General features: G+C 66.7%; 24 protein-coding genes, 1 other RNA gene and 1 pseudogene. 15 read left to right on the forward strand and 11 right to left on the reverse strand.

Annotated elements, in window-relative coordinates:
- From AR540_RS09940 to choV, 3 genes are all read left to right on the forward strand, one after another.
- Positions 1-299, forward strand: a 299-nt coding sequence (locus tag AR540_RS09940) for a glycine betaine ABC transporter substrate-binding protein (RefSeq protein WP_330219589.1), incomplete at its 5' end; no start/stop codon positions are given.
- 116 nt (positions 300-415) lie between these two features.
- The gene (choW, locus tag AR540_RS09945) at positions 416-1,258 is read left to right on the forward strand and encodes a choline ABC transporter permease subunit (RefSeq protein ID WP_059228469.1); all 843 of its coding nucleotides are present in this window, start codon (positions 416-418) and stop codon (positions 1,256-1,258) included.
- Between the two features lie 3 nt (positions 1,259-1,261).
- Entirely contained in the window at positions 1,262-2,494 is a 1,233-nt protein-coding gene (gene choV / locus AR540_RS09950; RefSeq protein WP_059228471.1) for a choline ABC transporter ATP-binding protein, read from the forward strand.
- A gap of 268 nt (positions 2,495-2,762) precedes the next feature.
- Here choV and AR540_RS26040 read toward each other — a convergent pair.
- A pseudogene (locus tag AR540_RS26040) lies at positions 2,763-2,891 on the reverse strand (IS110 family transposase); the annotation flags it as partial.
- Between the two features lie 104 nt (positions 2,892-2,995).
- Between AR540_RS26040 and AR540_RS09955 the strand changes: the two are divergent.
- Together AR540_RS09955 and AR540_RS09960 are read left to right on the forward strand one after the other, a co-directional pair.
- Complete coding sequence (locus AR540_RS09955; RefSeq protein WP_177339215.1) at positions 2,996-3,580, forward strand: Rhs element Vgr protein; 585 nt, start codon at positions 2,996-2,998, stop codon at positions 3,578-3,580.
- Positions 3,577-4,266, forward strand: a complete 690-nt coding sequence (locus AR540_RS09960; protein WP_059228473.1) for a DUF2931 family protein — start codon at positions 3,577-3,579, stop codon at positions 4,264-4,266. Before AR540_RS09955 ends, AR540_RS09960 begins: the two co-directional genes overlap by 4 nt.
- Before the next feature lie 226 nt (positions 4,267-4,492).
- Here AR540_RS09960 and AR540_RS09965 read toward each other — a convergent pair whose 3' ends face one another.
- A complete protein-coding gene (locus tag AR540_RS09965) occupies positions 4,493-5,611 on the reverse strand; it encodes an aminopeptidase (protein ID WP_082706970.1) in 1,119 nt (372 codons plus the stop codon).
- Between AR540_RS09965 and AR540_RS09970 the strand changes: the two genes are divergently transcribed.
- Together AR540_RS09970 and AR540_RS09975 are read left to right on the forward strand one after the other, a co-directional pair.
- Positions 5,610-6,032 carry a PA0061/PA0062 family lipoprotein gene (locus tag AR540_RS09970; RefSeq protein WP_059228475.1) on the forward strand — a complete coding sequence of 141 codons (423 nt, stop codon included), beginning with the start codon at positions 5,610-5,612 and terminating at the stop codon, positions 6,030-6,032. The genes AR540_RS09965 and AR540_RS09970 overlap by 2 nt on opposite strands.
- A 35-nt stretch (positions 6,033-6,067) precedes the next feature.
- On the forward strand, positions 6,068-6,499 hold the full coding sequence (locus AR540_RS09975; RefSeq protein ID WP_059228477.1) for a PA0061/PA0062 family lipoprotein: 432 nt from the start codon (positions 6,068-6,070) through the stop codon (positions 6,497-6,499).
- A gap of 23 nt (positions 6,500-6,522) precedes the next feature.
- On the opposite strand, the gene AR540_RS25720 is transcribed toward AR540_RS09975, so the two are convergent.
- Both AR540_RS25720 and AR540_RS09980 read right to left on the reverse strand, forming a co-directional pair.
- Positions 6,523-6,699, reverse strand: coding sequence for a hypothetical protein (locus AR540_RS25720; RefSeq protein WP_177339216.1), 177 nt, complete (start codon positions 6,697-6,699; stop codon positions 6,523-6,525).
- A 103-nt stretch (positions 6,700-6,802) separates the two neighbouring features.
- A complete protein-coding gene (locus AR540_RS09980; protein ID WP_059228479.1) occupies positions 6,803-7,033 on the reverse strand; it encodes a DUF1161 domain-containing protein in 231 nt (76 codons plus the stop codon).
- Between the two features lie 394 nt (positions 7,034-7,427).
- Between AR540_RS09980 and AR540_RS09985 the strand changes: the two genes are divergently transcribed.
- Positions 7,428-8,090 (forward strand): hypothetical protein, encoded by a 663-nt coding sequence (locus AR540_RS09985; protein WP_059228482.1) that lies wholly within the window; start codon positions 7,428-7,430, stop codon positions 8,088-8,090.
- Here AR540_RS09985 and AR540_RS09990 read toward each other — a convergent pair.
- A non-coding RNA gene (locus tag AR540_RS09990) (sX9 sRNA) lies at positions 8,085-8,176 on the reverse strand. The genes AR540_RS09985 and AR540_RS09990 overlap by 6 nt on opposite strands.
- Positions 8,177-8,237: 61 nt before the next feature.
- The gene (locus AR540_RS09995) at positions 8,238-9,467 is read right to left on the reverse strand and encodes a nucleoside recognition domain-containing protein (RefSeq protein WP_059228484.1); all 1,230 of its coding nucleotides are present in this window, start codon (positions 9,465-9,467) and stop codon (positions 8,238-8,240) included.
- A 127-nt stretch (positions 9,468-9,594) separates the two neighbouring features.
- Here AR540_RS09995 and AR540_RS10000 point away from each other — a divergent pair, with 127 nt between their 5' ends.
- From AR540_RS10000 to ubiA, 3 genes are all read left to right on the forward strand, one after another.
- Complete coding sequence (locus AR540_RS10000; RefSeq protein ID WP_059228485.1) at positions 9,595-10,164, forward strand: DUF2780 domain-containing protein; 570 nt, start codon at positions 9,595-9,597, stop codon at positions 10,162-10,164.
- Positions 10,148-10,705, forward strand: coding sequence for a chorismate--pyruvate lyase family protein (locus tag AR540_RS10005; protein ID WP_059228487.1), 558 nt, complete (start codon positions 10,148-10,150; stop codon positions 10,703-10,705). The genes AR540_RS10000 and AR540_RS10005 overlap by 17 nt, the downstream gene beginning before the upstream one ends.
- Positions 10,706-10,766: 61 nt before the next feature.
- Positions 10,767-11,714, forward strand: a complete 948-nt coding sequence (gene ubiA / locus AR540_RS10010) for a 4-hydroxybenzoate octaprenyltransferase (RefSeq protein WP_059228489.1) — start codon at positions 10,767-10,769, stop codon at positions 11,712-11,714.
- Here the strand turns inward: ubiA and AR540_RS10015 are convergent.
- The gene (locus AR540_RS10015) at positions 11,699-12,679 is read right to left on the reverse strand and encodes a DMT family transporter (RefSeq protein WP_059228490.1); all 981 of its coding nucleotides are present in this window, start codon (positions 12,677-12,679) and stop codon (positions 11,699-11,701) included. The two genes, ubiA and AR540_RS10015, sit on opposite strands and share 16 nt — an antisense overlap.
- Before the next feature lie 427 nt (positions 12,680-13,106).
- Entirely contained in the window at positions 13,107-14,048 is a 942-nt protein-coding gene (locus tag AR540_RS10020; protein WP_059228493.1) for a LysR family transcriptional regulator, read from the reverse strand.
- A 244-nt stretch (positions 14,049-14,292) separates the two neighbouring features.
- Between AR540_RS10020 and AR540_RS10025 the strand changes: the two genes are divergently transcribed.
- Genes AR540_RS10025 through AR540_RS10040 form a run of 4 tightly spaced genes read left to right on the forward strand, consistent with a single transcriptional unit; the run spans position 14,293 to position 19,048 of the window.
- Positions 14,293-15,795, forward strand: a complete 1,503-nt coding sequence (locus tag AR540_RS10025) for an efflux transporter outer membrane subunit (protein WP_059228495.1) — start codon at positions 14,293-14,295, stop codon at positions 15,793-15,795.
- Positions 15,792-17,948, forward strand: a complete 2,157-nt coding sequence (locus tag AR540_RS10030; RefSeq protein ID WP_059228497.1) for an FUSC family protein — start codon at positions 15,792-15,794, stop codon at positions 17,946-17,948. Before AR540_RS10025 ends, AR540_RS10030 begins: the two co-directional genes overlap by 4 nt.
- Positions 17,938-18,138, forward strand: a complete 201-nt coding sequence (locus AR540_RS10035) for a DUF1656 domain-containing protein (RefSeq protein ID WP_059228499.1) — start codon at positions 17,938-17,940, stop codon at positions 18,136-18,138. Before AR540_RS10030 ends, AR540_RS10035 begins: the two co-directional genes overlap by 11 nt.
- 10 nt (positions 18,139-18,148) lie before the next feature.
- Positions 18,149-19,048 (forward strand): efflux RND transporter periplasmic adaptor subunit, encoded by a 900-nt coding sequence (locus tag AR540_RS10040; protein WP_059228501.1) that lies wholly within the window; start codon positions 18,149-18,151, stop codon positions 19,046-19,048.
- Between the two features lie 322 nt (positions 19,049-19,370).
- On the opposite strand, the gene AR540_RS24405 is transcribed toward AR540_RS10040, so the two are convergent.
- The 3 genes from AR540_RS24405 to AR540_RS10050 are packed head-to-tail and all read right to left on the reverse strand — an operon-like array spanning position 19,371 to position 20,051.
- Positions 19,371-19,532: a DUF1328 domain-containing protein gene (locus AR540_RS24405; RefSeq protein WP_007160206.1), complete on the reverse strand. Its 162-nt coding sequence runs from the start codon at positions 19,530-19,532 to the stop codon at positions 19,371-19,373.
- A 29-nt stretch (positions 19,533-19,561) separates the two neighbouring features.
- Positions 19,562-19,786, reverse strand: a complete 225-nt coding sequence (locus AR540_RS10045) for a hypothetical protein (protein WP_177339217.1) — start codon at positions 19,784-19,786, stop codon at positions 19,562-19,564.
- A gap of 10 nt (positions 19,787-19,796) precedes the next feature.
- Entirely contained in the window at positions 19,797-20,051 is a 255-nt protein-coding gene (locus AR540_RS10050; protein WP_059228505.1) for a hypothetical protein, read from the reverse strand.
- Positions 20,052-20,196 lie beyond the last annotated feature (145 nt).

Below are 20,196 nucleotides of genomic sequence, written 5' to 3' on the forward strand. Positions count from 1 at the left end.
CGGGCGGCGACGACGTCTTCGGCCCCAACTACGGCGGCGCCACCATCTACACCAACGTGCGCAAGGGCTACGTGCAGGAATGCCCGAACGTGGGCAAGTTGCTGACCAACCTGTCCTTCACCCTGGATATGGAAAACCAGTTGATGGACAAGGTCCTCAACGAGAAGCAGAACGCGAATGCGGCGGCCAAGGTGTGGCTCAAGGCGCATCCGCAGGTGCTGGACCAATGGCTGGCCGGCGTGACCTCACGCAATGGCGAACCTGCTGCACAGGTGGCCAAGGCCACTCTGGCACCCTAGTAGACCAGAACATCAGACTGACTCGCGCCGGTTCGGGCGGGTTTTGCCGCAGCCGCCGCACGAATTCTCTGGATCTCGTGCGTCGACCTGTCCACTCCTAGCTGACGGGCACCGTTATGTTGATAACAGACCACAAACTTCCTCTCGGCCAGCAGATCGCTGACTTCATCGACTGGCTGACGCTGCACGGCGCCGGCGTCTTCGACAAGATCTCCGACGTCCTGTCCGGCCTGATCCATGGCCTGACCGCCGGCCTGATGTGGTTCAACCCCCTGGCCTTCATCGCCCTGGTCGTGGTCGGTGTCTATCTGTTGCAACGCAGCATCGGCCTCACGCTGTTCGCCCTCGCATCGCTGCTGCTGATCCTCAACCTGGGTTACTGGCAGGAGACCATGGAAACCCTGGCCCAGGTGGTGTTCGCCACCCTGGTCTGCATCGCCGTCGGCGTGCCGCTGGGCATCGTCGCAGCGCACAAGCCCTGGTTCTACACCGGCCTGCGCCCGGTACTGGACCTGATGCAGACGGTCCCCACCTTCGTCTACCTGATCCCCACCCTGACCCTGTTCGGCCTGGGCGTGGTGCCCGGCCTGATCTCCACGGTGGTGTTCGCCGTCGCCGCGCCGATCCGCCTGACCTGCCTGGGCATCCAGGACGTCCCGGCGGAGCTGATGGACGCCGGCAAGGCCTTCGGCTGCTCGCGCTGGCAACTGCTGACCCGCATCGAGTTGCCCCACGCCATGCCCAGCATCGGCGCCGGTATCACCCAGTGCATCATGCTCTCGCTATCGATGGTGGTGATCGCCGCCCTGGTGGGTGCCGACGGCCTGGGCAAACCGGTGGTGAACGCCCTCAATACCGCGGATATCGCCCTGGGCTTCGAAGCCGGCCTGTCCATCGTCCTGATCGCCATCCTGCTCGACCGGGTGTGCAAGCAACCCGCCCCACGCGAGGTTAAATAAGTCATGACCGCCATTCGTTTCGAACACGTCGACGTCATCTTCGGCAAGCAGAGCAAGCGTGCCCTGGAGCTGCTCGACCAAGGCAAGGGCCGCAGCGAGATCCTGCAGGAGACCGGCCAGGTGCTGGGCGTCGAGGACGCCTGCCTGGAGGTCCAGAAGGGCGAGATCTGCGTGCTCATGGGCCTGTCCGGTTCCGGCAAGTCCAGCCTGCTGCGCTGCATCAACGGCCTGAACACCGTGAGCCGTGGCAAGCTGCTCATCGAGCACCAGGGCAGCGAGGTGGATATCGCCAACTGCTCGCCTGCGGTGCTCAAGGACATGCGCACCACCCGCATCGCCATGGTGTTCCAGAAGTTCGCCCTGATGCCCTGGCTGACCGTGGCCGAGAACGTCGGCTTCGGCCTGGAAATGCAGGGCCGCTCCGCGGCCGAGCGCAAGAAGCTGGTCGACGAGAAGCTGGAGCTGGTGGGGCTGACGCAGTGGCGCAACAAGAAGCCCGATTCCCTCTCCGGCGGCATGCAGCAGCGCGTCGGGCTGGCTCGCGCCCTGGCGATGGATGCCGACATCCTGCTGATGGACGAGCCGTTCTCCGCCCTCGATCCGCTGATCCGCCAGCAGCTGCAGGATGAACTGCTGCAGCTGCAGGCCAAGGTCAACAAGACCATCGTCTTCGTCAGCCACGACCTGGACGAGGCGCTGAAGATCGGCACCAACATCGCCATCATGAAGGACGGCCGCATCATCCAGCACGGTCGCCCCGAGGACATCGTCCTCAACCCGGCCGACGAGTACGTGCGCACCTTCGTCGCCCATACCAACCCGCTCAACGTGCTCAGCGGCTACAGCCTGATGCGCGGCATGGACAAGTGCGGCCGCGAGGGCAACGAGATCTGCCTGGAGCGCAGCCACGACATCTGGCTGGCACTGGATGGCCAGAAGGTCAAGGCGCTGCGCCGTGGCGGCGAGAGCCTGTCCCTGCAACGCTGGACCCCGGGCATGCCGGTCACCAGCCTGCAACGCCAACCGACCCTGGCCCCGGCCGATATCCGCATGCGCGATGCCCTGGAAATCCGCTATCACACCGGGCACAAGCTGGTGCTGGAAACCGACGGCCATGCCGTGGGCATCCTCGGCGACAAGGAGCTCTACCACGCCCTGCTGGGCAAGAATCTGGAAAAGGCCGGCGAAGACATCGAACCGCCCGCGGTCCACTCCCCGCTGTCCCAGGCGGGCTGATACCACGCCCCGGCACCCCGTCTACTGGAAAGGCGCGGGTGCCGGGCCCTCTCTCCCGCTGGCCGCCACCACAGCCATGCTCCCGCGCCCACTGCCACGCCCTACGGTCACCACCCCACCCCCTGGCTCTTGCCACATGATCGACCCGTAGGAGCAACTGTCTTGTCGCGGTCATGCCGGTGCGCCGTAGCGACCGCTCTGGCTTGGACTATCGCGGCCATGGGCCGCTCCTACAAAAGCCTCACCCCCTGTAGGAGCAACTGTCTTCTCAATCGGGCTCAGATCGCCAAGGAGTACCGTCCCTGAGCATGGCATTGAGCCGAATCAGCAAGACGCGTAGGCAGGCGATCAGGGCTACCTTGGCGGGTTTTCCACGCTGGCGCAGGTCTTGGTAGCGTCGAGCAGCGGCGCAATTTCGCCCTCACCCGCGTCGCGCCCCAGCACGAGGAAATCGTCCTGCCCGGCGCCCATGCCGACCTGGGTGGCGGCTATCCGGCCGAGATGACCGAGCGCCTGCTGCTGACCCGGCCGCTCGTCTCGCGCGAGCGCTATGGCACCGACAGTCACGCTGCCTGGAGCTATCGCCAGGCCCAGGTCGAGCTGGCGCGCATCCAGCAGGAATCCTGGTTCGATCCAGGCCAGGCCCGGCTGACCCTAGACACTTGGCGCACCAGGCTGCCAGCCACTCGCGGCGAACTGCCGGAGTCCGAGATCTTCGCCGCCGTACGCCTGGAGCGCCAGGTGCGGGGTGAGTTGTCCCTGGTCTATCTGCGGGTGATGCAGCGCCTAGCCAGTGCCCACGGGGTGCCCTTCTCCCCCATTCCTGGCACACCGGACCTGGCCATTCCCGACGAGTTGCAAGGTATCGCCGCCAAGCTCCAGGCCCATGCTCAGGGTGGCGCGCTAAAGCTCGACCAGGCCGAAACCCGGCTGCTGTTCGGGCGCTACGTGCACCTCTCCGCCCATTGGCAGGCCCAGATCGGCCGCGGCCTGGGCAATGTGGACGCGGTCTTCGTCCATGCCCCCACGCCCGATGGTCGGCGTTACGTCTATCCCAATCGTCCTCAGGCAGGCTATCCGCAATGAGCCGCTGGCTGCTCTGCCTCATCCTGGCGCTGGGCCTGGCCGGCTGCCAATCCAGCGCCGTGCCCAAAGCCAAGCTGCCCTATGCTGCTTGGTACCTGGGCTTCCTGGCCCCCAACTATATGCAGGTCTGGCTGGAGCGGGCCGACATCAGCGACATCAACGGTCTCATCTTTCCCAATGCCATGGGGGGCGTGGTCGCCATGGGTGAGCCTGCCAGTCTATCGGCCACCGCCAAGGGCTGGCCCAAGCGAATCGGCTCGGGCAAAGGCCGCTCTATGACCGGCTTGGATCTACCCTATGTGGTTTCGCTGCGTTGGCAATCCCTGGTCGAGCCCCAGACCTACCATGCGGCGTTCCTTATCCCCGACTGGGCGCGGAAGAAGATGGTCGAGCGTCTGCCGGCAGAATGCCCCGTCAGTGGTCGTACCTCGGATTATCGCAAGGATCTCACCATCGGCTTGGCGCCCGGTGGTGTGGTCAAGGTCTGGATCATGGGGCCCTGCCTGGACCCCATCGAGGTCCTGACCCTCCAGGCCGAGATCGAACCCCAGGGGCCCTATCAGGGAAAGATGAAAGGCCAATACGCCCTGCCACTGACCGAGGTCACCCAGGCCTATATCGCCAAGTACGGCGTCCCCTATGGCAGCTGGTGGGCACCGATCCCCTACACTACGGTGGGACCTTGAGGGGTGCCGGCGACCGGCGAGATCCTCCTGGCTTGACACCACCTGTCGGAAGGACCAAGACGAAAGAGCAGCAGGGAGCCACCGGCCGAGCCAAGGAACGCTCGGGTCGAAACGATGTGGGGCGCCTCGCCCCCATCGAGCCCCTGGTCGCCTACGGTGGGCGAGCCTGTCGCTCTCGGGCCCTCAGGAAGACACCGCTGCTTCAAGGCGAAAACCGCTCGGGCATTCAGGGCGCGCTGGACTGGCCAAGCAGTGCCTTGAGCACCTGCTCCCGCTCGGCGGCCGGGCGCTCGCCGAGCAGCTGGACCCGATGGAAGAACGCTGGCCAGTTGCCCGGATGTTGGGCATAGAGGGCGGCGAAGGCCGGTACCCACTGTTCGTAGAGGCCGTAAGGTACCAGCCGTGCATTGTTGAGCGGCTGGCTCATCCAGCCATCGAAGCGCCGATCTTCTCGCCAGGCCAGGGTGGCGCGCAGACGCTGGTAGTCGGCGCGCAATCGCGCGAAACGCTCGGCCTTGGCCGCGCGCATGGCGGCCGGACTGAGCGGCTGGGCATAGAGCCTGGCCAGGTCCGCGCGGGTGGTCAGCAGCAGGTCGCGGAATTGCTGGTAGCGCGCTTCCCGCCCCGGGTCCGGGGGCGGCAGGCCACGACTGACACGCCACTGGCGCAGGCCTTCCTGCTCGACGAAGGTGGCGTAGGACTCGTTGAAGGCCGTATCGCCCGGCAGGTAGAAACGCTGGTGGGCCAGCTCGTGGAAGATGGTCGCCGCCACCTGGTCGTCGTCCCAGCGCAGCATGCTGCTCAGCAGCGGATCGCTGAACCAGCCCAGGGTGGAATAGGCCGGTACGCCGCCGACATAGGTGTCGAGGCCCTGCTGCTGCAACGCCAGGGCAGCGGCGCGGGCCGCGGCCTCCCGGTAGTAGCCGCGATAGGCCACGCAACCGGCGATGGGAAAGCAGTGGGTGGTGGGCTGGGTAGAGAATTCGGCGGTGGCGAAGACGTTCCACAGCACGAAGGGCCGATGCAGCTCGACGAAGCTGCGGTAGCTGGCATTGTCCGGCAGCGCCAGTTGGGCACTGGCGAAGCGCCGAGCAGCGGCCGCGGCGGCGAGGCGCTCGCGCAAGGCGGCGGGACGCACCGGGTCCGCGACGACTGTCGCAATGGGCTCGCGATCACGGATCAGCGCCCACTGGCCCTGTACCATCTGACCGTAGTACCCGACCGAGGTACAGCCGCCCAGTCCGATGGCCAGGGACAGCCACGCCAGCCAACGGCCCGCGCGTCGCGCAGGCAGGATGCTGGATTGGGCATCGCGCCCTTCCCTGCCTGGAGTTGTAGCCGTCATGCGTAGACTGTGCCTGCTGTTACCTGTGCTGTTCCTCAGCGCCTGTTCCCTCTGGCCGCTGCCGAAACCCGATCCGGCGCAGGCCTGGATCGATCTGGACAGCGACGGCAAGGCCAAGCTCGAGGCCCTGCGGGCCGACCGCAAGGAACTCGAGGACAAGCGCTACTTCCAGGTCTGGCCGGGAAGCCATGACCTGCAGGTACGCTATCAGTTCGAGGTGCAGCCCACCAACATCGGCGCTCAGGTCGCCGATCCACAGGCGCGCACCTGCCTGGTGACCCTCAACTACAAGCAGTTCGCCGCCGGCGAGCGCTATCGCCTGGAAGCCGGCCAGACCGGCTGGCGGCCCTGGGCGCGGCTCTATGACGAACGCAACCAGGAAGTGGCGCGCAGCAATGCCAGCCGCTGTGGCGACGTGTAGACTGGATTCGTCCTTCCTGTCACGAGTCGTCGACCATGCGCCTGCGGTTGTTGGCCCCCCTGCTGCTGCTCAGCGGCTGTACCACGCCGCTGCCTCCCGTCGATCCGAACCAGGCCTGGGTCGATCTCCAGCTGCGCGAACCCGCCGTTGGCGCCTCGCTGCTGGCGGAATCCCAGGATGGCCGGCGCCTGGACGATGGCCGTTACTTCCAGCTCAGCCCGGGCGCCCATAGCCTCAAGGTGAGCTACAGCTACGAACTCTATGGCGGCGGTGGCTTCGGCCCACGTTTCGGCTGGAACGAACCGCTGCGATTCCAGTGCTACCTGGAGCTGGACTACCCCGACTTCCAGGCCGGCAAACGCTATCGCCTGGAAGGCCGGCACACCTTCGGTCGCGGGGAGATTACCCTCTACGACGGCCAGCGGGAGCTGGTGAGTTCGGAGCGGGGCATCTGTACCCCTATCTGAATCAAACGCCTTGGTCCCGGCGCTCAGGCCGGTACGCTGAGCCAATCGTCCTGGCTGTGATCCAGTGTGCGGACGGCCATAGCGCGTGGCTTCTGCTCGCGCAGTTGACGGCTCAGGCGCAGGAAATCCTCGCGCTCCATCCAGCGCGGAGCGGGTTGGGCAAGGGACAGAGCTTGGCGAATCCGGGCGAACAGCGACATGGCATTACCCTCTTGGCTAGATACTGTATGCGCAAACAGTACTAAGCCAAGCGAAACTGTACAAGCATCCAGCTGATGAACGGTCCGCCTTCTGCTCGGAGGCTCAGTCGTTGCGCTGGTAGATGATCTTGTAGGTACCGTTGGCGCAGCTGCCCACCACCATGTTGGGATCACGGACTTCGGCGTTGGGTACCGCTTCCAGGGTATAGGCGGTCACCCCGGCCGACTGGATCTTGACCTCGATGTCCGCCTTGAGCTGTTCGCAGGACAGGGGTTCGGCCAGCACCGAGGTGCTCAGCAGAGCGGTACAGCAGATCAGCGATAGACGCAGCATGGCGATTTTCCTTGGTGGGATGACCTCAGAACCTGTTCAGACCCTCGCGAGCCAGAGCCAAACAGGGCGCAACGACCAACGGGAGTAACAGCCAACGGCTGGCCCGCAGGGTGAGCGCCAGCGAATCAAAGACCTGAGGAAGCGGACCGGACTCGCGCTCGAGTCTACGAGGGGTAAATGAGCATGGCGACGGGGCCGCCCAGGCCGGGCTGGCGACCCAAGGGCTTTTAAACGCCGTTTGGCCGACGCGCAGCAGATCATGAACAGGTTCTAAGGCTTGGACGCCTGAGCTGTGGCGACGTTCTCAGGCCTGTTCATCGGCCAGCGAAGCGGTGGAACCAGCCACCCGAACGTTCTTTCCGATGAGGTTCCTCATCCGCGAAGTACCCCCACCATGTTCCAGTGGTTGAAAGACAATTCCCAGGTGCTCACGCTGTTCGCCCAGTGCTGCACCCTGGCCGTCTGGATTCTCTACGCCCAGTTGCTGCTCAACAACTACAAGCGCCAGCGCCAGCCGCGGCTGATCATCAACCGCGGCGCCGGCAAGGGCGTGGGCGCCCTCTGCCTGCTGTCGAACATGAGCGCCGAACCGGTGTTCATCAACCAGCTCACGGTGATCCTCAAGACCAATAGAGGAACGCTGTTCACCGACGTCACCGACATCCGCGAGAGTGGCCAGGATGACTTCGATCCCGATCTGGTGCTGGGCGAGGCGACCCACCAGGGCCCGCTCAATACCGGTGATTTCACCCATATCGGTACCTTTCAGGGGCTGATCCGCCGCGCCGCCGAGCACAACGGCCTGGCCTTGGAAAACCATCGGCCGCCCGAGGGCTGGGTGTTCGAGGGCCTGGAGATCCGCGCCGTGGCCTTCTACGGTTCGGATCATGATCCCATCGGGGTACGCCGACGCTTTCGCCTGGGCCAGCACGACGGCACCTACTGCGCCCTGATCGCCGAAGACTGGCAGACCCAGCAGCTGACCTCCCGTCGTCAGCGACGCATGGTGCAGGACGTCTGGATGCTCGAGCCGGAGCACAAGGATCAGAGCGGCTAAGAAAACGTAGCGAGCGGTTGTCAGACGGGCGCGCGCGGCGCGCAGGAACCGCACCGGGCTCGCGCACGAGTGTACGAGTGGTACGTGAGGATTCCGAGCACTGCACGCGCCCGTTTGGCGAACGCGCAGTAGTTTTATTAGCTGCTCTCAGCCGAAGAACCAGTAGCAGACCAGGATCGAGGCCGTCACCCCGGTGAACTCAGCCAGCAGGGCGCAGCCCACCGCGTGGCGGGCACGCTGGATGCCCACCGCGCCGAAGTACACCGCCAGCACATAGAAGGTGGTCTCGGTGCTGCCCTGGATGGTGGCCGCCACCAGCGCCGGGAAGCTGTCCACGCCATGGGTCTGCATGGTCTCGATGAGCAGGGCGCGGGCGGCGCTGCCGGAGAAGGGCTTGACCAGGGCGGTGGGCAGGGCCTCGACGAAACGAGTGTCCCAGCCGAGAAAGGTCACCGCGTGGCGGATGCCTTCGAGGATGGCCTCCAGGGCACCGGAAGCACGCAGCACCCCTACCGCGCAGAGCATGGCCACCAGATAGGGCAGCAGCGACTTGGCGACGTCGAAGCCTTCCTTGGCGCCTTCGACGAAGGCCTCGTAGACCTGCACCTTGCGCAGGGCGCCGAGGATCATGAAGGCCAGGATGATGCCGAACAGGGTGAGGTTGCCGAGCAGCGACGACAGCCCGGCCAGCGCCGTGGCGGTGAGGGTGAAGAGGAAGGCGACGAAGGCGCCGAAGGCCAGGGCGCCGCCGCCGATCCAGGCCAGCACCACCGGATCCCAGAGCTTCAGGCGCTGCATGAAGGCCACCGACAGCAGACCCACCAGGTTGGCGCAGGTGTGCGCGAGCAGGATCGGCAGGAACACCAGGGTCGGGTCCGGCGCGCCCTGCTGGGCGCGGTACATGAACACCGTCACCGGTAGCAGTGTCAGCGAGGAGGCGTTGAGCACCAGGAAGAGGATCTGCGCATTGCTCGCCGTGGTGCTGCTCGGGTTGAGCTCCTGCAGGGCGCGCATGGCCTTGAGGCCGATGGGCGTGGCGGCGTTGTCCAGGCCCAGGCCGTTGGCGGCGAAGTTGAGGGTGATCAGCCCCAGCGCCGGATGACCGCGCGGCACCTCGGGCATCAGGCGGGCGAACAGCGGGCCGAGCAGCCGCGCCAGGGCGTCCACCAAGCCGGCCTTTTCGGCGATGCGCAGGATGCCGAGCCAGAGGGTGAGGGTGCCGAACAGGAGCACCATGACCTCCACCGACAGCTTGGCCATGGCGAACAGGCTCTCCACCATGGCGGCGAAGACCCCGGCGTTGCCGGCCACCAGCCACTGCCCGAAGGCGCTGATCCCGGCGACGATGAAGAAGCTCAGCCACAACCCGTTGAGCATCGGTGTTCTCCCGGCAAAACGGCGATGATAACCGCAGCGTCGGGTCCGCGCCGGGAAGCCGTTCAGTCTGCGGTCATCGCCGCCGGGTTATCCTGTGATCTTTCAGGAAAATCGCTGGAGTCCGCTCATGCGTCTGCCCCTTCTCGCCCTGCCGCTGGTACTCGCCGCCAGCCCGGTGTTCGCCTTCAATCTCAACGACGCCGTCAACGCCTATAACGGTGCCAATGGCAACAACAACGCCAAGGCCACCGCCGCCGCGGCCGCCACGCCCCAGGCCCAGGGCCTGCTGCAGGCCCTGACCACCCAGCTCAACGTCACCCCGCAACAGGCGGTGGGCGGCACCGGCGCGCTGCTCGGCCTGGCCAAGAACCAGCTGGTGGGCAACGACTACAGCCAGCTGGCCAAGGCCGTGCCGGGGCTGGACCAGCTCGCCGGCGCCAACGCCGCGGGCGGTCTGGCGCAACTCGGCGGCCTGGGCAATCTACTCGGCGGCGGTGGCCAGGATGCCAAGCAGAGTCCGCTGGGCAGCCTGCTGGGCAACGCCGACAGCCGTCAGGACGTCAACAAGACCTTCAATGCCCTGGGCATGAACAGTGGCATGAGCACCCAGTTCGCCCAGGTCATCCTGGGTTATCTCGGCAAGCAGGGCACCCAACCCTCCCTGCTGAGTACCCTGGGCAATGTCTGGGGCCTGTGACGGCTCACCGCGCTGGCTGACCCGCGCAGCGGCAGGCACGGAGCCGGACTATGCCGAGGCGCCTCTCGGCTGGCTCTACGCCGACCGGGGCTCCCTCACCGAACGCTTGACCGCCCTGAGTGGGGGGCACTTCGCCGTGGAGGTGCTAGCCCAGGGCTGGCAGCCCCTGCGCCCGGACGAATGCCAGGCGCTGGACGTGCCGTCGGCCAGCCCCGGCTGGGTACGCGAGGTCTGGCTGCTGGGTGCTGGCGAGCCTTGGGTGTTCGCTCGCAGCGTGGCGGCGCGCGAGGCCCTGGAGGCGGCCGACTTCGACCTGGCGGCGCTGGGCGATCGCCCGCTCGGCCACTGGCTGTTCCAGGCGCCGGCCTTCGTCCGCGGGCCGCTGCAGGCCTGTCGCTATCCTCAGGCCTGGCTGCCCGAGGGTACGGAGGCCACGGCCTGCTGGGCCCGCCGCTCGGTGTTCCGCCGCGCGCCCCTGGCGATCCTGGTAGGCGAGGTGTTCCTGCCGGCGTTCTGGCTCCACGCCGAACGCGAGTCCTGAGCGCTCCATTGCCGCGGCAGGGCCCTTATAATCGCCGGGCCCTTCGCCACGCAGTCGCCCGATGAAAAAGAACGCCTCCCGTCCCCGTGATCGCCGTCCTGCCGCGCCCCGCGGCCCCGAGCCCAGCGCCCGGGTGATCGCCACGCGTCCGCGCCGCGAGCGCATCCGCGACTTTGTCCAACTGACCCGGCTGGACCGACCCATCGGTATCTATCTGCTGCTCTGGCCCACCCTCTGGGCGCTGTGGATCGCCGCCGAGGGCGTGCCGAGTCTGAAGAATCTGCTGATCTTCGTGCTCGGCGTGGTGCTGATGCGCTCGGCCGGCTGCGTGATCAACGACTTTGCCGACCGCAACTTCGACGGCCACGTCGCCCGCACCAAGAATCGTCCCCTGGCCACCGGGCGCATCTCGCCCAAGGAAGCCCTGCTGTTCTTTGCCGTGCTGGTGCTGCTCAGCTTCGGCCTGGTGCTCTGCACCAATGCCACCACCGTCTGGCTGTCCTTTGGCGCCCTTGGCGTGGCGGCGCTCTATCCCTTCATGAAGAGATATACCTACTACCCGCAGGCGGTACTGGGTGCGGCCTTTTCCTGGGGCATGCCCATGGCCTTCACCGCCGAGACCGGCCAGTTACCGGCAGCCGCCTGGCTGCTGTTCGTCGCCAACGTGATCTGGACGGTGGGCTACGACACCTACTACGCCATGGCCGATCGCGAGGACGACCTGAAGATCGGCGTGAAATCCACCGCCATCTTGTTCGGTGACGCCGACCGGGTGATCATCGCCATCCTGCAGGGCCTGACCCTGCTCTGCCTGGCGTTGGCCGGCGGCCGCTTCGGCCTGGGGCTGCCGTTCTACCTGAGCCTGGTGGTGGCGGCCGGTTGCTTCGCCTGGGAGTTCCACGCCACCCGCCATCGTGAGCCGCTGGTGTGCTTCAAGGCCTTCCTGCACAACCACTGGGCGGGCCTGGCGATCCTCTTGGGGATCATCGCCGACTACGGGCTACGCTGAGCCGGCGAGCCCTCGGCGGCGTCGGCCACCACTTCCGGCGACGCCTCGGGTTGCGGTGCCGGGACCGGCTTGGCCTTGGGCCGCTTGCGACTCTGCTGCCAGGCCACCGCCAGGCCACTGGCACAGATGATGAGGATGCCGATCAGCGCGCCGCCATCCGGCACGTGGCCGAAGACGAAGTAGCCGATGATGCCGGCGGTGACGATCTGGCCGTAGCTGAAGGGCGCCAGCAGCGCCGGCGGCGCATAGCGGAAGGCCTGGGTCAGCAGCAGGTGGCCGGACATGCCGAAGAAGCCGAGCAGCGCCAGCATGAAGCCATGGGTCAGCGTGGGGATCTCCCAGAAGAAGGGCACCACGCTGCTCAGCACCAGGGTATTGATGATGCCGGTGAGGAAGTTGCTGGTGGTGGGGCTATCGATGCCGCTGAGCAGCCGGGTCAGCAACTGGTAGAGGCCGAAGCACACCGCCGAGCAGACCGGCAAGAGCACCGCCGGGGTGAACAACTGGCCACCCGGCCGGACGATGATCAACACCCCGACGAAGCCGGCCAGTACCGCGGCCCACTGGCTGCGGGTGACCCTCTCCTTGAGCAGCGGCACCGACAGCGCCGTTACCATCAGCGGTGCGAGGAAGTTGACCGCCGTGGCCTCGGCCATCGGCAGATAGCGCAGCCCGGTGGTGAAGAACAGGCTGCAGCCGATCAGGCACAGCGCCCGCAGCACCTGCAATCCGGGGCGCTTGGTGCGGATCACCGCCAGGCCCGAGCGGGGGATGAAGATGCCCATCATCAGCAGGGTGTGGGACAGGTAGCGGGCCCAGACCACCATGACCACCGGATAGAAACCGGACAGGTACTTGGAGAGGGCATCGTGGGAAGCGAACAGCCAGACCGCCAGGCAGATCAGGGCGATACCCTTGAGCGGCTGGTCGGCGAATCTCAGAGTGGGTCCTGCTGGGGCGCTCATTGGACTCCCGTGGCGCTTGGAGTCTGTTCAAAGTCTGCTGCGCGTCGGTCACACGGCGTTGAAGATGCCTTCGGAATGCTCATTTACCCCTCGTAAACTCGAGCGCGAGCCCGGCCCGCTTCCTCAGCCATTTTCCTGGGGCCACCCAGGCCTTGTTTGTCTCCGGCTCGCGAGACATCGAACAAACTCGTCGGCGGTTTGCGACCACCTACATGATCCGGCCGTCCTGCACGGCGGTCCGTCGGCGAGAGCGCCGACTCGGGACATGGACCTCGACGACCGCGAAGCGTGCCGCGAGGAAGCCGTCCTGTCGCCCCCCAGGACCGCGATACCGGGCGATATTTCAATAGCTTACTAACTATGACCGCGGCCTCGCCGCCGTCTCCCCGAGCTTAGTCCAACCGCCCCGCGAAGCTCAATGCGATTGTCAGACAAGTCCGCTGGCAGCACGCACCACGGCTTCGTCCGCCGCCAGCGCCTGGGGGATCTGCTCGCGCAGGTAAGCGACCCAGGTCTTGATCTTGGCATCCAGGTATTGCCGCGAGGCATAGAGGGCGTAGGCGTTGAGACGTTGCAGGCGATAGGCCGGCAGCACCCGTACCAGGCTGCCGTCGCGCAGACCGTCCACCGCCGAATAGATCGGCAGCACGCCGATGCCCAGGCCCTGGCGCAGGGCCTCGGTCATGGCGTCGCCCACGTTGACCTGGAAAGGCGTCTCGCCGAGGCGGAAGGTTTCCAGTCCGTTGGGTCCCTCGAAGTTCCAGCGGTCGAAGGACACCACCGGGCTGATGAATCTCAGGCAAGCATGGCCTGCCAGTTCCGCCGGGGTCTGCGGCTGGCCGTGCTCCGCCAGGTAGGCGGGCGAAGCGCAGAGGATGCTGTAGGTCTGGCCGATCTGCTGGGAGACGAAACCGGAATCGGGCAGCTCGGCGGCGACCACGATGGCCAGGTCGAAGCCCTCTTCCAGCAGGTCGGGGATGCGATTGGCCATGGTCAGGTCGAAGCGCACCTCGGGATGCAGCTGGCGATAGCCGGCAACGGTGCGGATCACGTAATGCTGGCCGATACCGGTCATGCTGTGCACCCGCAGCCGGCCTTCCGGCCGGGCCTGGGCATGGCCCGCCTCGGCCTCGGCCTCCTCGACGTAGGCGAGGATCTGCTCGCAGCGCGCCAGGTAGCGCTGGCCGGCCTCGGTCAGGGCGATGCGTCTTGTCGTCCGGTGCAGCAAGCGGGTGCGCAGGTGGGTCTCCAGGTGGGCCACCGCCCGGGAGACGTGGGCCGTGGTGGTCTGCAGGGTCTGGGCCGCCCCGGTGAAGCTGCCGCTTTCCACCACGGCGACGAAAACGCGCATGTTGTGCAGGGTATCCATGCCGCCTCGACAGTCTGACGAAAGTGCCATTTTCCACATTATTTCAGTATGTGAAACAAAGATTCGCTGGCTGATGCCCTAATCGCTCTACAGAGAATTTTATAGAATCGTTAGCATCCTAATGGTAACCCCGCCCGGCCGTTCGCCCTGAGGGATGCCCGCTTCTCGTTCCAGCCCATTCCGCCGTCCTGCCCGCGCCGCCGGCGCCACCCCAGGGACGGCCTCGTTGCAAACGGACCCCCACGTGCCGCCTTCCCCTTGCAGAGGATGGCCCGCGCTGGCGGTGGTCGCTCTGGCGACCCTGCTGGCCGGGTGCATCAGTACCGGTCATAACGCGCCCCAGGCGCAGCGTCTCGACGATCAGGCCCTGGCCACCGATGCCGCCATCCAGGCCGCCGCGCGCCAGGCGGCCTGGCCCGAGCGCCAGTGGTGGCGCGCCTATGGCGATGCCCAGCTGGATGACTGGATCGTCAGCGCCCTGGCCGACAACCCCCGTTTGGCCACCGCCGCCGCCCGGGTACGCCGCGCCGAGTCCCTGGCCGGTCTGGCGGAATCCCGCGAGGCCCTGCAGATCGAGGCCAAGGGCGCCTTCAAGCGCTACAGCTGGCCCACCGATGGCTTCTACGGCCCCGGTGAGCTGGCCGACCGCACCACCTGGAACAACAACGCCGAGCTGGGGCTGAGCTACGCCCTGGACTTCTGGGGCCGCGAGCGCGATGCCAGCGCCCAGGCCCTGGACCAGGCCCACCAGGCCGCCGCCGAGGTACGCGCCGCCGAGCTGGAGCTGGCCGGCAACATCGTCCGTACCTACATCGGCTTTGCCCTGCACCACGACCAGCGCGATATCCTCGCCGCCACCCTGGAGCAGCAACGCCAACTGGCCGCCCTGGCCCAGCGGCAGCTGGACGGCGGCCTCGGTACCCAGTTCGAGGTGAGCCAGGCCCGCGCCCTGTTGCCCGAGACCGAGCGCCAGCTGGAAGCCCTGGACGAGACCCTGGCGCTGGATCGCAACCAGCTCGCCGCCCTGGCCGGCAAGGGCCCGGGTGCCGGTGCCGGCCTGCAACGGCCACGCCTGACCCTGGGTGCGGCGCCGCGGCTGCCCAGTGCCCTGCCGCTGGAGCTGATCGGCAAGCGCCCCGACGTGGTGGCGCGCCGCTGGCAGATCGCCGCGGCGGCCAAGGGCGTGGACGTCGCCCGCGCCAGCTTCTATCCCAACGTCGACCTGGTGGCCAACGTCGGCCAGTTCCTCACCCTGGGCCGGCTCAGCGAAATGCTGACCCACGCCAAGACCGGCTCCTTCATAGGTCCCGCGTTCTCCTTGCCTATCTATGATGGCGGTGCCCTGCGCAGTCACCTCGGCGCGGAATCGGCAACCTACGACCTGGCCGTCAGCGCCTACAACCAGACCCTGGTGGACGCGCTCAAGGACGTCTCCGACGCCCTGATCAAGGCCGACTCGACCGCCAGGCAGGCCACCCTCGCCGACCAGGCCAGCCAGGAGGCCCAGCGCACCTACGACATCGCCCGCGAGGCCTTCCGCCGTGGCCTGACCGACTACCTGCACGTACTCGATGCCCAGACCCGGCTGTTCGCCCAGCAGCGCGTCACCGTCCAGGTGCACGCCCTGCGCCTGGCCGCCCAGGCCGACGCCCTGGTCGCCCTGGGCGGTGGCGCGGCGCTGGAACCCAGTCCGGCCGACCAGGACCTGGTACCGGCCCGCGTGGCCGTCGAGCGGGCGGCTCGATGAGCGCCAGCGCCGCCACCGCCACGCCACTGCGCCAGGCCCTGGTCGCCTGGGCGCGCAGCGACGGCAGCCTCTGGCTGTACCAGGCCAAGGTGCTGCTCGCCGCCAGCCTGACCCTTTGGCTGGCCATGCGCCTGCAGCTGCCGCATCCCAGCTCGGCGGTGATCACCGTGTTCATCGTCATGCAGCCGCAGAGCGGCCAGGTCCTGGCCAAGAGTTTCTACCGGGTACTGGGTACCCTGTTGGGACTGGCGGTGATGCTGGTGCTGATCGCCCTGTTCGCCCAGGAGCGGGTGCCCTTCCTGATCTTCCTGGCGCTGTGGATAGGTCTCTGCGTGGCCGGCTCGGCGCGCTACCGCGACTTTCGCAGCTACGCCTGCATGCTGGCCGGCTACACCGCCGCCCTGATCGGCATTCCTGCGGCGCTGAACGCCGATACCGCCTTCATGTCGGCGGTGATGCGGGTGCTGGCCATCACCCTGGGGGTGCTCTGCAGCGGCGCGGTGAGCGCGGCGGTCTTTCCGCAGACCAGCACCACGGCCATGCGCGCGGCGCTCCATCGGCGCATGGGCGGCTTCGCCGGGCTGGCCGCCGATGTCCTGCGCCGGCGCCTCGACCGCACCACCCTGGAAGCCGCCGGGGTGCGCCTGGCCGCCGAAGCGGTGGGGCTGGAGAGCCTGCGCAGTGCCACCGCTTTCGAGGACCCGCACATGCGCATGCGCAGCGGGCGGTTGGCGCGCCTCAATGCCGAATTCATGGGGCTCACCACTCGCCTGCATGCCTTGAGCCGGCTACTGATGCGCCTGCGCGAACGCGAGGCCGAGGTGCCGTTGCAGGCGCTGGAACGCCTCTGGGCGCCGCTGCTCGAATGCCTTGAGGAATGGCGCGGCCAGTCCATCAGCGATCGCGCGGCACCGGCGGCAGCCGCGCGGCTGGACGCCCTGCACCAGGCCCTGCGCCCCCGCATCCGCGCCCTGCGCGCCGAGTTGCCCCCACTGAGCGAGCTGGACCGGCGGGATTTCGAGACCGCGGTGGAGCTGCTCTTCCGCTTCATCGGCCAATGGCACGCCTATCTGCAGACCCACGCCTCCCTCGCGGCGCCGCGGCACAGTCGCGAGCTGTGGAAGCCGCGCTTCGTGGCCAAGGCCAATGCCTTCGGCGCGGCGGTCACCGGAATTCGCAGTGCCTTCCTGGTGCTGGTGCTCGGTGCCTTCTGGATCGCCAGCGCCTATCCCAGCGGCGGCATGCTGGCACTCAACGCGGCGGCCGTCTCGGCGCTGGCCTCGGCCTCGCCCGATCCCAAGCGCACCGCCCTGCAGATGGCCGTCGGCGCCAGCGGCGGCGTGCTGCTGGGCTTCTTCCTGACCTTCTTCGTCTTTCCCTGGATCGCCGGCCTGCCACTCTTGCTGCTGACCCTGGCGCCGGTGTTCATGCTCGGCACCTGGCTCTCTCTGCGCCCGGGCTGGCTGGGCTACGGCCTCGGCTGCCTGGTGTTCTTCTGCTTCACTTCGATCCCCGACAATCCACCGGTCTACGATGCCTACGCCTTCATCAACAACGGCATCGCCGTGGTGCTGTCGATGGTGATCACCGCGGCGGTCTCGGCGGTGTTGCTGCCGCCCAATAGTCCCTGGCTGTGGCGCCGCCTGGAGCGCGACCTGCGCCAGCAGCTGGTGCGGGCGGTGAGCGCACCGCTGCCGCACCTGGCGCCCACCTTCGAAGGCCAGACCCGCGACCTGCTCAACCAGGCCTATGGCGTCAGCGCGGGTCGGGACGAAGCCCAGCGGCGGCTGATCGGCTGGGCCTTCAGCGTGCTGGAGATCGGCCACGCGGTGATCGAGCTGCGCCAGTTACAGGCGCGGCTGCCCGCTGCGCCGCACTATGCCGAGCGCAGCCCCTGGCGCCAGGCCATCCGCGTGCTCGGGCGCGCCCTGGTGCGGCTCTTCCTCAAGCCCGACGCGGAGAACCTGCGCCGCGCCCTGGCGGCGGTGGAAGCGGCCATGACGGCCGTGAGCACAGTGACCGAGCCGCCCGAATTGCCCTACGACGACTCGCCCCTGCGCCAGGTGCAGAGCGACCTGCACTTCATCCGCAGCGCCCTGCTCGATCCCCAGGGACCGCTGGCCCGCTACCTCGAGATCCCCCATGCCGCGTGAAATCGCCTTCCATGGCCTCTACCTGCCCACCGTGACGGTGCTGTTCCTGGTCGCCGCCCTGCTCGCCTGGGCGCTGGACCGGCTGCTCGCCGCGGTGGGGCTCTATCGCCTCGTCTGGCATCCGGCGCTGCTGCGCCTGGCCCTCTTCACCTGCCTCTACTGCGCCCTGGCGCTGTGCGTCTATCGCTAGGACTTTTGCCATGATCCTCAAGAAACTCTTCGGCGTGCTTTTCACCCTGCTGGTGGTCTGCCTGGCCCTGATCCTCGGGCGGCTGCTCTGGGTGCACTACATGACCGATCCCTGGACCCGTGACGGCCGGGTGCGCGCCGAGGTCATCACCATCGCCCCCGACGTCGCCGGGCTGGTCACCGAGATCGCCGTGCGCGACAACCAGTGGGTGAACAAGGGTGACCTGCTGCTGCAGATCGATCCGGAACACTACGAGATCGCCGTCCACCAGGCCGAAGCCACGGTCGCCGCGCGCAAGGCCACCCTGGCCATGCGGCAGCAGAATGCCCGCCGCCGCGCCGACATCGACAGCCTGGTGGTTTCCCGCGAGAACCGCGAGGATGCCAGCGCCGCCGCCCTCGCCGCCGAGGCCGATCTGCGCCAGGCCCTGGCCCAGCTGGAAGCTGCTCGCCTCAATCTCAAGCGCACCCGGGTGCTGGCGCCGGTCGACGGCTACGTCACCAACCTGTCGGTGTTCAAGGGCGACTATGCCGCCGCCGGTGCACCCAAGCTGGCCGTCATCGACGCCCATTCGTTCTGGGTCTATGGCTACTTCGAGGAAACCAAGCTGCCCCACGTGCAGGTGGGCGCCGCCGCCGAGATGCGCCTGATGAGCGGTCAGGTCCTGCATGGCCACGTGGAAAGCATCGCCCGTGGCATCTACGACCGCGACAATCCACAAAGCCGTGAACTCACCGCGGACGTCAATCCCACCTTCAACTGGGTGCGCCTGGCCCAGCGGGTACCGGTACGCATTGCCCTGGACCCAGTGGCGGACGGCGTGCTGCTGGCCGCCGGTACCACCTGTACGGTGGTACTGGAAGACGCCCGCGGCGAGCGTTCCTGGTGGGATGCCTTCTGGCAGGGCTGAGCGGTTCACTGCGCGTCACGCTTTCCAGGTGCCTGAAACGACAACACCCCTGACATCGACAGACCTCGGCAATAGCCGAATTCGGTCGAGTTCAGGGGTGTAGTCGTATCCAGCCCAGTCCGCTACGCGTGCGAAGGTACTCCCTGTACCCTTGGAACGCGCTCTTACTGCAGAGCGTCCCGACCTTGTGGCCCTTGCGTCTCCTCGGGTAAGACGGCTTCGAGGTTGTTCATTGAACCGGCTTAAAGCTGCAGTTCGATGACAGCGCCTCGGCTACCGGTCGTCACGACCGGTAGCCTGTCCAGCCTTCCGGGGTCTGGCGTCAGGGACGCCGGCGACCCATGAAGAAGGACACCACGAACAGCACCAGGAACAGCACGAAGAGGATCTTGGCGATACTGGTAGCGGTACCGGCGATGCCACCGAAGCCCAGGACGCCCGCGATGATGGCGATGATCAGGAAAGTGATAGCCCAGCTCAGCATGGTGTTTCTCCTATGTATTGCAAGTGCACTCAGCGGACGACAGCACCTGTCCAGCGAGCAGTGGTTGTAGTAGCGATATCCTGGGTGTCCAGACTCGCCATCCGTGGTTCCACATCGGTTACTTCAAGATCTATACCGTTGAGGTTGTGCGTCTGGTTGAGCGCGCGACCCATCATCAAGGCGCTGAGCAACATCCCGACACTCACGACCGCAGCTGCGACGAACAACGAAATCAATAGCAGCATCCAGGTCATGGCCATCTCCTCAGAACACCCAGCGGGTCTGCTTTACCAGACGGTCACCGTTGGACTGTGCAGGGATGGCCTTGAGTTCCCCACGACCTTGGCTCGCCAGCGGTTTGGCAGCGGGCACCATGGCCTGGGCGGCGATGCGGGTGGAGTCGATGAGTGCCTGTTCGCGGCTGACGTCCTGCCCCTGGGGAGCGGCGACGGCGGCGCTGGCGAAGCAAGCGAAGAGCGCAGTACCTACCAAGTGCTTGCGAAGGGTCTGGCTGATCATCGGGTCTCTCCTGCATTGCGTTGGCCCTCTTGGGGCCGGCTTGCCAAGGAGACTGCAGACTGCGTGCCAGCTTTTTCTAAATAAAATAATCTATAAAAATCAATAACTTAATACTTTTTAGCGAGTACTGGGAACTTGCACCTTG

The sequence above is a fragment of the Pseudomonas sp. EpS/L25 genome (assembly GCF_001512295.1).
In the GTDB taxonomy this organism is placed as follows: domain Bacteria; phylum Pseudomonadota; class Gammaproteobacteria; order Pseudomonadales; family Pseudomonadaceae; genus Chryseomonas.

What these genes read in the sequence shown, in the direction of transcription:
- choW (WP_059228469.1), top strand. Translation starts at nt 416, where the DNA reads ATGTTGATAACAGACCACAAACTTCCTCTCGGCCAGCAGATCGCTGAC.
- choV (WP_059228471.1), top strand. Translation starts at nt 1,262, where the DNA reads ATGACCGCCATTCGTTTCGAACACGTCGACGTCATCTTCGGCAAGCAG.
- AR540_RS09955 (WP_177339215.1), top strand. Translation starts at nt 2,996, where the DNA reads ATGACCGAGCGCCTGCTGCTGACCCGGCCGCTCGTCTCGCGCGAGCGC.
- AR540_RS09960 (WP_059228473.1), top strand. Translation starts at nt 3,577, where the DNA reads ATGAGCCGCTGGCTGCTCTGCCTCATCCTGGCGCTGGGCCTGGCCGGC.
- AR540_RS09970 (WP_059228475.1), top strand. Translation starts at nt 5,610, where the DNA reads ATGCGTAGACTGTGCCTGCTGTTACCTGTGCTGTTCCTCAGCGCCTGT.
- AR540_RS09965 (WP_082706970.1), bottom strand. Translation starts at nt 5,611, where the DNA reads ATGACGGCTACAACTCCAGGCAGGGAAGGGCGCGATGCCCAATCCAGC.
- AR540_RS09975 (WP_059228477.1), top strand. Translation starts at nt 6,068, where the DNA reads ATGCGCCTGCGGTTGTTGGCCCCCCTGCTGCTGCTCAGCGGCTGTACC.
- AR540_RS25720 (WP_177339216.1), bottom strand. Translation starts at nt 6,699, where the DNA reads ATGTCGCTGTTCGCCCGGATTCGCCAAGCTCTGTCCCTTGCCCAACCC.
- AR540_RS09980 (WP_059228479.1), bottom strand. Translation starts at nt 7,033, where the DNA reads ATGCTGCGTCTATCGCTGATCTGCTGTACCGCTCTGCTGAGCACCTCG.
- AR540_RS09985 (WP_059228482.1), top strand. Translation starts at nt 7,428, where the DNA reads ATGTTCCAGTGGTTGAAAGACAATTCCCAGGTGCTCACGCTGTTCGCC.
- AR540_RS09995 (WP_059228484.1), bottom strand. Translation starts at nt 9,467, where the DNA reads ATGCTCAACGGGTTGTGGCTGAGCTTCTTCATCGTCGCCGGGATCAGC.
- AR540_RS10000 (WP_059228485.1), top strand. Translation starts at nt 9,595, where the DNA reads ATGCGTCTGCCCCTTCTCGCCCTGCCGCTGGTACTCGCCGCCAGCCCG.
- AR540_RS10005 (WP_059228487.1), top strand. Translation starts at nt 10,148, where the DNA reads ATGTCTGGGGCCTGTGACGGCTCACCGCGCTGGCTGACCCGCGCAGCG.
- ubiA (WP_059228489.1), top strand. Translation starts at nt 10,767, where the DNA reads ATGAAAAAGAACGCCTCCCGTCCCCGTGATCGCCGTCCTGCCGCGCCC.
- AR540_RS10015 (WP_059228490.1), bottom strand. Translation starts at nt 12,679, where the DNA reads ATGAGCGCCCCAGCAGGACCCACTCTGAGATTCGCCGACCAGCCGCTC.
- AR540_RS10020 (WP_059228493.1), bottom strand. Translation starts at nt 14,048, where the DNA reads ATGGATACCCTGCACAACATGCGCGTTTTCGTCGCCGTGGTGGAAAGC.
- AR540_RS10030 (WP_059228497.1), top strand. Translation starts at nt 15,792, where the DNA reads ATGAGCGCCAGCGCCGCCACCGCCACGCCACTGCGCCAGGCCCTGGTC.
- AR540_RS10035 (WP_059228499.1), top strand. Translation starts at nt 17,938, where the DNA reads ATGCCGCGTGAAATCGCCTTCCATGGCCTCTACCTGCCCACCGTGACG.
- AR540_RS10040 (WP_059228501.1), top strand. Translation starts at nt 18,149, where the DNA reads ATGATCCTCAAGAAACTCTTCGGCGTGCTTTTCACCCTGCTGGTGGTC.
- AR540_RS24405 (WP_007160206.1), bottom strand. Translation starts at nt 19,532, where the DNA reads ATGCTGAGCTGGGCTATCACTTTCCTGATCATCGCCATCATCGCGGGC.
- AR540_RS10045 (WP_177339217.1), bottom strand. Translation starts at nt 19,786, where the DNA reads ATGACCTGGATGCTGCTATTGATTTCGTTGTTCGTCGCAGCTGCGGTC.
- AR540_RS10050 (WP_059228505.1), bottom strand. Translation starts at nt 20,051, where the DNA reads ATGATCAGCCAGACCCTTCGCAAGCACTTGGTAGGTACTGCGCTCTTC.